Below are 7,634 nucleotides of genomic sequence, written 5' to 3'. Positions count from 1 at the left end.
AGGAGGCTTCTGCTTCTCGGGGGCCTGTCGGCGTCCAGGGCTAGCAGTTGGGTGCCGGTGGAGGTGCAAACCTCCACCCAGGCTTGGCCGGTCGAGGATGCCAGCCAGTTGGTCAGCGACGGCGCGAGCACACCCCACAGGACGGCGACGATGGCGATCCAGAGTATGGAGATACGGGCTCGGCGCAGAGTCATTCAGCAACGGCTACAGCTGGTACTGAGCATGTGGGGGGCAAAAAGTTCGGTAAGAACTTGCCCGCACATCAGGTGGTAATTTCTCAAATTTCAGAAAACTTTGGAATTATAGAAAAAACCAAGAGGGCTGTCACCTATGTTCGTGTTCAAAAAATCTCCATGCGCGGTTATGGGCTGTCCAGATCGTGCTCCGCAAGCAGCTTCTTGAGCCGGCCGTTCTACAAGTGCAGCGCTTTGATGCGCTTGACGTCAGCGACTTCCGACTGCCCGAAGTGCTTGCGCCAGGCGTAGATCGTGGGTCCGCTGACCTCGGGCTTCTTGGCGGCCTCGGCCACCGTGGTGCGTTCCGCTTCGCGCAGGATCGCCAGCATCTGCTCTTCCGTGAGTCGACTCTTCTCATGGGCTCAACGGGGGATGGAGTCGTCTTCTCTGGAAATCAGTGTCTCGGAGATACCGGGCAGGTCACTGCTCCTTCGGAGCTGGCAATAGTGAAGCAGTCTTCGGGCTGCAAATGACAGTAGTGATGGGACGGGGAGCGGGGGGGGCATCCGTGGACCGCATGGGGTGGCAGATGTTGAACTTCGCTTTTGAATCCGCCCAGCTATTTACGCCTAACAAGAGTTGCGTTGGGGTTGTGTTTCGATGGCCGAAAAACACCGATCTTCGTCCTATGCGACACCATCTGGTCGATGCTACCTTCACGCTCTTATGAGCAAAAGGGACACACATGAATGAAGTTGCTATGACTCGGCGCACGGCGATTGCCTCCGTGGGCACAGCGATTGGCAGCCTTTTGCTCGCCGGCAATGGAGCCGATGCCCAGGAGGTCTCAAAGAGAGTGTTTGCGTTTGACGCTTCCAACAACCGAAACCTGGAAAAAATCGAAACCTATCAACCGCGTTTCGGGCGTACCAAGCCACTGGTCGCTGTTGTCGCTCTCAATGAGGGCACCGTAATTAGCGATTTTTGCATTCCATTCGGCGTGATGGCGCGGTCGCAGGTGGCCGAGGTAGTGTCAGTTTCCGTCAAGCCTGGTCCAGTGAAGATGCACCCACTTACCTTTGATCTCGATTCGACGGTCGACGATTTTGATCAGCGTTACCCGAAGGGAGCCGACTATCTTTTCGTGCCAGCGGTCGAAAACTTCAACGACTCTAAGCTTGTGAATTGGGTGCGGGAGCAGGGCGACAAAGGATGTACTGTAATCAGTATTTGCTATGGCGCTTTGGTCGTTGCAAAAGCCGGTCTTTTCGATGGCCGTAGGGCAACCTCGCATTACAGCAATGAAGAGATGCGAGCGAGGCTCTTCCCGAAAGTGAAATGGCAGAAAAATATCCGTTATGTTGCCGACGGCAAGGTAGTTTCCAGCGCTGGCGTCACCGCTTCAATGCCGACCTCCATCGCTCTCGTCGAAGCAATTGCTGGCCACGCAAAGGCCGCCCAGGTCGCCTCTGCTGTCGGCATCAACGGTTGGAACTCGAAACACAACAGCGATGCGTTTCAGGTCGATCCAGGCAATGCGACCATGCCAAACCGCGATACGAAGCCGCAAATCACACTCGGCATTCCAGTCAAGAAGGGGGATGATGAGATTGCGCTTGCACTGACTGCGGAAGCCTACACCACCAACGGCGTTACTACGGCCCTCTCCACTGCGGCGAGCAGTGCGCCAGTGCACCTGGCCCATGGCTTGGTCTTACTGCCCGACGTTGTTGCTGGCAGTTCCAAGGCGGTAGACCGCATTTTGGCGCCGCTCACTGGAAATCAGGCAATGCGCGCGCTGGATATCGCTCTGATCGATATCTCAAAGACATATGGCCGCCATGCGGCGCGGAATGTAACGTTGTTTATGGAATATCCTCACTTAGTAAATTGATCGCAGATCTGCAATATTTTATGAGTGGCAATATCTATTAAGCTCGCCGATGACCCGACAAGTGGCATTTCTAGTATCACCTGGCTTCAATTTACTCGATTTGAGCGGGCCACTGGAGGTATTCAATTGGGCGGAGCAGCACAATCCAGGCACTTATCAGCTGACAGTCATGTCAATGAATGGAGGTATGGTAGATAGCTCTACCACACTGGCCGTTAATACTGCTCCTTTGGCGCTGCAGCCGCTCGACACGCTGCTTGTTGTTGGCGGGAACATACTTGAAGAGTCGTTTCCCCCAGACATGATCGACTTCGTACGCAAGGCATCTGCGCTCGCTCGGCGAACGACAAGTATCTGCACGGGTGCGTTTATCTTAGCGGCTGCGGGAATTCTTGATGGAGTGAGGGCCACAACTCACTGGATGCACGCCGCGAAACTCCAAGCCAAGCACCCCTCCGTGTATGTTGACGCCGACCGGATCTTCATTAAGGATGACAATGTCTGGACCTCCGCAGGTATCACTGCAGGTATCGACATGGCTTTGGCCCTGGTAGAAGAGGACGTAGGGCGAGAGGCGGCGTTAGCAATTGCCCGAATGCTAGTGGTCTATCACCGACGCGCTGGTGGCCAACAGCAGCACTCTTCGCTTCTTGACCTCGATCCGGACTCGGACCGGATACGTTTGGTGCTCGCATACGCCCGGACACATCTTGCCGACCCTTTACCTGTCGAGCGGCTGGCTGAAGTGGCCAACCTGAGCGTCCGGCAGTTCGGGCGTGCATTTCAGGCGACGACCGGAATAACGCCCGCCAAAGCCATAGAGCGAATGAGAGCCGAAGTCGCCCGCCCTCGAGTTGAGGCAGGGCGAGAGTCGCTGGAGAAGGTCGCCCAATCAGTAGGTTTTAGCGATGCTGGTCGGATGCGTCAGAGCTTCATTCGAATTTTTGGGCAACCTCCTCAGGCCGTTCGGCGCCTGTCCCGATCGAGCGATAAAAACCATTAATTGGAGCCTGCTTTGTGGTTTTTCAGGAGCCATAGGGCGTATGCATTCTTTGAGTAATTCATCAATGCTTGCGCGCTTTATTTCGGCGCAGTTTGCATTAACCATTTCTGTGATCTCCCCCATGATCCAGAATAAGTGGCTGGAATTGGCCTGCTCTTTTAGCCGAGGTGTAAAAATCTTTATTCCGGTCATTTTTTTTAGGACAACACGATGAATTTAAATCTTCGCATAATCATTTCGGCACTGGCCACAGTGGCAGCACTTTTTGGCGTTTCCAGCTTCAGCAGACCAGTCGCTCGCCGCATCCAAAAACTGCATGGCCTGTCATGGTGTAGAAAAAAAACTTGTTGGCCCTGCATTCAAAGATGTGGCCCGTATGTACGCTGGCAAAAAGGACGCCCAGTCACTGATGGCCACAAAGATCATGAAAGGCAGCAGCGGGGTATGGGGCCCGATGCCGATGCCGCCCAATCCGCAGGTTAGCGAAGCAGATGCTAAGAAGTTGGCAGCCTGGGTGTCATCGCTTAAGTAATGTGATCGATAAGATATTTTCTTTCTCGCTTCACTATACCCTTTACCCGTCAAGAATGAACCGCCGCAGTTTACGCTACCCCGGTTGTCCGTGACTTCCTGCAATGAGAGCTAAGCGCATTGTCGACATGTGCAGAGTTCGAATTTCCTGCGATGACCGGCAGATGTCGTAGAAATTTCTGCTTGGCCGCATTATCAAATGCATCCAGTTGGTGAAGAGTTGAGAACAGCCCGCTACACCAAAATTAAAGGAAACACATGAAATACGAATTGAATCTGAACGGTAAGCGGACAACTGTTGAGGCCGAGCCGGGAACACGTCTTCTGTGGGTTTTACGCGAAGAAGCCAAGCTGAGCGGTCCAAAGTTCGGATGTGGGCTCGCCCAGTGTGGGGCGTGCATGGTGCTGTTGGATGGCAGTCGAACATTTTCCTGCCAAGTGCCAATCGAGGCCGCACATCGTCACAAGGTAACGACGGTGGAAGGACTCAATGATTCTGTAGGTGTTGCGCTCAAAAAAGCCTGGGTGGAGGAAAGTGTTCCCCAATGCGGTTACTGCCAGTCCGGACAGCTCGTCAGTGCCGCAGATCTTCTTGCAACCAATCCCCGCCCAACGAGAAGTCAGATCAAAGAACACATGACGACCAACTTGTGCCGCTGTGGCACCTACATTCGCATCGTCAAGGCGATCGAGCGTGTCTCGCAAACCTGAGGCGACTGCGATGCACAACGAAAATATGCCAACCCGCAGAGCAATCCTTGGCGCAGCCGCGGGAATTGGATTTGCCATTTGTCTGCCCGCTTCGGGATCTGGAGCAGTCGCCGCGGCGGCGGCAGAAAGCCTTAAACCTAACGCATGGATTCATATCCGCCCTGATGACACTATCCTAATTTATGCGCCAGCGTCCGAGATTGGTCAAGGGTCCTTGACTGCCTTGCCACTGCTCGTGGCAGAGGACCTAGACGCAGAATGGTCCAAAGTCAGGATAGAGATGTCTCCATCGGACGATGCGTTGTACGGCAACCCAAAGCTTTTTAACCTGATGCTCACGATTGCAAGCTACTCGATCGTGGGTTATTACGACTCACTTCGTATGGCTGGTGCAAGTGCACGGTTGTCCATGGTGATGGCTGCGGCCAAGCTTTGGGATGTGCCAAGCCAAGAGGTTTCGACTCGGCCCAGTGTTTTACTACATCTGAAATCCGGTCGACAAATGACCTATGGGGAGCTAGCCGGTCAAGTTACCGAAATGCCGGTGCCTCCAGAAATCAAGAAAGAAGACCTCAAGCCTATAGCGAGTTTTCGGCTTATCGGCAAAGACGTACTTCGCCGGGACATCCCCTCAAAAGTAGATGGTACGGCTGCATATGCCATAAATACGCAGATCCCGGGCCTTCTCCAGGCGACGATCATTCGTTCGCCGGTGATGGGCGCACGGGTGGAAAAATTTCGAACTACCTCGCGCTTGCCGAAAGGCTTACAGGTGCGCAAGTTAGGGGCAGACTCGGTTGCTATAGTGGGTCGATCAATGTCGGCCGTCTTGGCTGCTCGGGACAAAGTCGAGGTCCTCTGGACAAAAACAGACACCTCGAACTTCTCCGATGGAGAGACACATGAGCGCTACGTCGCCGTGGCGCGAGACAGCAAACAGGTTACGCGAGTCTGGGATAAGAAGGGTGACGTGGCCGCAGCCATGGCCAAGAACCCAAAAACAGTCGAACGCGAGTACTCATCGGATTACTTCTATCACGCTCAAATTGAGCCCCTGAACGCCGTTTGCAGCGTTTCAGCGGACGGGAAGTCTGCAGAAGTTTGGGCGGGAACGCAAGCTCCGGTGTACGCAGTGCAAGCTGTCGCCAGGGCGCTCAATACTGCGCCAGAAAAGATTATTTTGCACCGCAGCTACTCTGGCGGTGCCTTTGGCAGGCGAGGCGCTTATGACCAGGACTATGTCGTGGATGCAGCTCTCTTGTCGCGTGATCTTGGAAAGCCGATCAAGGTCGTCTGGTCGCGAGACGAGGATGTCAAGGTAGGGCGCTTCAAACCCATGACAGCGCAGTTACTCAACGCGGTTATTACCTCGGATGGGAGCATCTCCGCGTGGAAGCACCGTGTGGCTTGTGAAGATCCCCTAGTTACGACGGACCCCCCTCGCTACAAAGCCTCGAATGAGATGCCTTTTATTGCAATGATGGGGAGCAATATACCGAGTTACGGTATTCCGAATCAGCTGATAGAGTTTGCACAACAGCCCATCGTCGTGAGGGTCGCACCAATGCGAGGTGTAGGTGCTCCTGTCAATCGCTTTGCGGTTGAGAGTTTCGTCGATGAGCTGGCTTCAGAGCAGCGAATCGATCCCGTCGAGTTTCGAAGGCGACTTCTAAAAGATTCGCCCCGGGGATTGCATGTTCTGAACCGCGCTGCGGCAATGGGTAACTGGGGTATCGAGACGCCAAGTCGGGCAAAGGGAATCGCTTACTCTGACTATGGGGATGCGTTTATCGCCGTAGTAGTCGAAATATCCTTGGATCGAACTAGCGGCATTATCACAGCGCACAACATGTGGGCCGCTCTGGACGCAGGATTAATTATCCAACCCGACACAACGAAGGCTAGCATCGAAGGCGGCCTTATCTTCGGCGCTAGCATGGCAATTAAAAGAGCGCATTACGTTCAAGAATGGGCGAGCAGAGCAGAGCAATTTTTTCGACTACCCAATTCTCCGGATGGCCGAGGCGCCAGAGATTGACGTGGAACTGATACTGAGCTCGGAACCGCCAGCTGGTGTAGCAGAGTCCTCCCCGATCGTCGTTCCTGCGGCGATTGCCAACGCTTTTGCAACATTGACAGGGCGGCGCATTCGGCAAATTCCTTTGCATCCAGCTCGGGTTATCCAGGCAATGGCATGAAGGCAATTAAGAGCGGCCAACGAAAAGACGAAAACTCCAAACGCACAACGCCATAGGGAAAGCAAAGCAAAGCAAAGTTCCACGAATGTCGATGCTACGCTTCAAGCGGGTACCAATGAACAATGTCGCCAGCTGAGCATATCTTTGCTCTCATCCCCCCGCGGGGCGATACTGCCCGCGCGGTCGTGGATGCCACTTGAGGCACATTGCATGCAACTCTGCCTGCTGGACCCGATGCTGCGCGTGCCGCTCGCATCGACTCCTGATGCGCTTTGACTGTCGATGCGTAGGGGGCATTGATAAAGCGCAAGGAGCCGTGAGATAATTCTTCTCACATTTCAGAAATTTCGAAAAGCCACCTGCTTTGACCCCCCTAGTACAAACCTTCGTCAGCCACTTCGGCGAGATGGGCAGCCGATGGGGGATCAACCGAACGGTGGGTCAGATCTATGCCTTGCTGTTCGTCACGGAGCGGCAACTCAATGCGGACGACATCGGCGAGCAACTGGGCATCTCTCGCTCCAACGTTAGCATCGGCTTGAAGGAGCTCCAGGCCTGGGGCTTGGTGAGACAAAGCAGAACCCCCGGCGACCGGCGCGAGTATTTCTCGTCGCTGGGCAATGTCTGGGAGATCTTCCGTGTCGTGGCGGCAGAACGGCGGCGTCGCGAGGTCGCGCCCACGCTCTCGGTGTTGCGGGAGTCCCTGCTAGGCAAGACGGCGTCTCCGGAGGACGCCTTCGCGCAGCAGCGCATGCGCGAGATGCACGAACTGGTGGATTTGGCCAACAACTGGTTCGACGATTTGCAACGCCTGTCTCCCGAATCCATGGCCCAGTTGATGAAGATGGGTTCCAAGGTGCAGAAACTGCTGTCGGCCAAGGACCGGATGTTTGGCAATTCGACGGGCACCGACGGCTGACATGTCCCACGTGCTTCGGCGCTTTCAGAATCGAATCCTGTGGATCGCGACATTCGCGGTCCTGTTCGGATCTGTCGCGCCATCGCTGACCAACTGGCTGGCATCCTCGACCGGCCAAGCCTGGGTGGAGGTTTGCACCTCCACCGGCACCCAACTGCTAGCCTTGGACGCCGACCAGGCACCCGAGAAGCAGAAGCCTCCT

At 54.9% G+C, this 7,634-nt stretch carries 8 protein-coding genes and 1 pseudogene; 7 read left to right on the top strand and 2 right to left on the bottom strand.

Going from position 1 to position 7,634, the window contains the following annotated elements; genetic code table 11:
* Together AC27IQ_RS16175 and AC27IQ_RS16170 are read right to left on the bottom strand one after the other, a co-directional pair.
* The coding region (locus AC27IQ_RS16175) for a DUF2946 family protein (protein ID WP_487090064.1) at positions 1 to 194 on the bottom strand (194 nt) is incomplete at its 3' end.
* Positions 195 to 415: 221 nt separating this feature from the next.
* Positions 416 to 592 (bottom strand): annotated as a pseudogene (locus AC27IQ_RS16170) (transposase); the annotation flags it as partial.
* Positions 593 to 921: 329 nt separating this feature from the next.
* On the opposite strand from AC27IQ_RS16170, the gene AC27IQ_RS16165 reads away from it, so the two are divergent.
* The 7 genes from AC27IQ_RS16165 to AC27IQ_RS16135 form a co-directional block, all read left to right on the top strand.
* The gene (locus AC27IQ_RS16165) at positions 922 to 2,070 is read left to right on the top strand and encodes a DJ-1/PfpI family protein (RefSeq protein WP_487090063.1); all 1,149 of its coding nucleotides are present in this window, start codon (positions 922 to 924) and stop codon (positions 2,068 to 2,070) included.
* A gap of 49 nt (positions 2,071 to 2,119) precedes the next feature.
* Positions 2,120 to 3,073 (top strand): GlxA family transcriptional regulator, encoded by a 954-nt coding sequence (locus tag AC27IQ_RS16160; RefSeq protein ID WP_487090062.1) that lies wholly within the window; start codon positions 2,120 to 2,122, stop codon positions 3,071 to 3,073.
* 265 nt (positions 3,074 to 3,338) lie between these two features.
* A complete protein-coding gene (locus AC27IQ_RS16155; RefSeq protein ID WP_487090061.1) occupies positions 3,339 to 3,605 on the top strand; it encodes a c-type cytochrome in 267 nt (88 codons plus the stop codon).
* A 257-nt stretch (positions 3,606 to 3,862) separates the two neighbouring features.
* Positions 3,863 to 4,315: a (2Fe-2S)-binding protein gene (locus AC27IQ_RS16150; RefSeq protein WP_487090060.1), complete on the top strand. Its 453-nt coding sequence runs from the start codon at positions 3,863 to 3,865 to the stop codon at positions 4,313 to 4,315.
* A 10-nt stretch (positions 4,316 to 4,325) separates the two neighbouring features.
* Positions 4,326 to 6,353 carry a xanthine dehydrogenase family protein molybdopterin-binding subunit gene (locus AC27IQ_RS16145; RefSeq protein WP_487090059.1) on the top strand — a complete coding sequence of 676 codons (2,028 nt, stop codon included), beginning with the start codon at positions 4,326 to 4,328 and terminating at the stop codon, positions 6,351 to 6,353.
* A gap of 524 nt (positions 6,354 to 6,877) precedes the next feature.
* The gene (locus tag AC27IQ_RS16140) at positions 6,878 to 7,432 is read left to right on the top strand and encodes a GbsR/MarR family transcriptional regulator (RefSeq protein WP_487090058.1); all 555 of its coding nucleotides are present in this window, start codon (positions 6,878 to 6,880) and stop codon (positions 7,430 to 7,432) included.
* A gap of 1 nt (position 7,433) precedes the next feature.
* A partial coding sequence (locus AC27IQ_RS16135; RefSeq protein ID WP_487090057.1) for a DUF2946 family protein occupies positions 7,434 to 7,634 on the top strand: 201 nt, incomplete at its 3' end.

Source organism: Acidovorax sp. KPB24-07, assembly GCF_057543315.1.
This window is presented reverse-complemented; position numbering and strand designations above follow the sequence as displayed.

Bases quoted from the DNA above. Each gene is read 5' to 3' on its own strand.
- AC27IQ_RS16165 (WP_487090063.1), top strand. From the start codon at position 922: ATGAATGAAGTTGCTATGACTCGGCGCACGGCGATTGCCTCCGTGGGC.
- AC27IQ_RS16160 (WP_487090062.1), top strand. From the start codon at position 2,120: ATGACCCGACAAGTGGCATTTCTAGTATCACCTGGCTTCAATTTACTC.
- AC27IQ_RS16150 (WP_487090060.1), top strand. From the start codon at position 3,863: ATGAAATACGAATTGAATCTGAACGGTAAGCGGACAACTGTTGAGGCC.
- AC27IQ_RS16145 (WP_487090059.1), top strand. From the start codon at position 4,326: ATGCACAACGAAAATATGCCAACCCGCAGAGCAATCCTTGGCGCAGCC.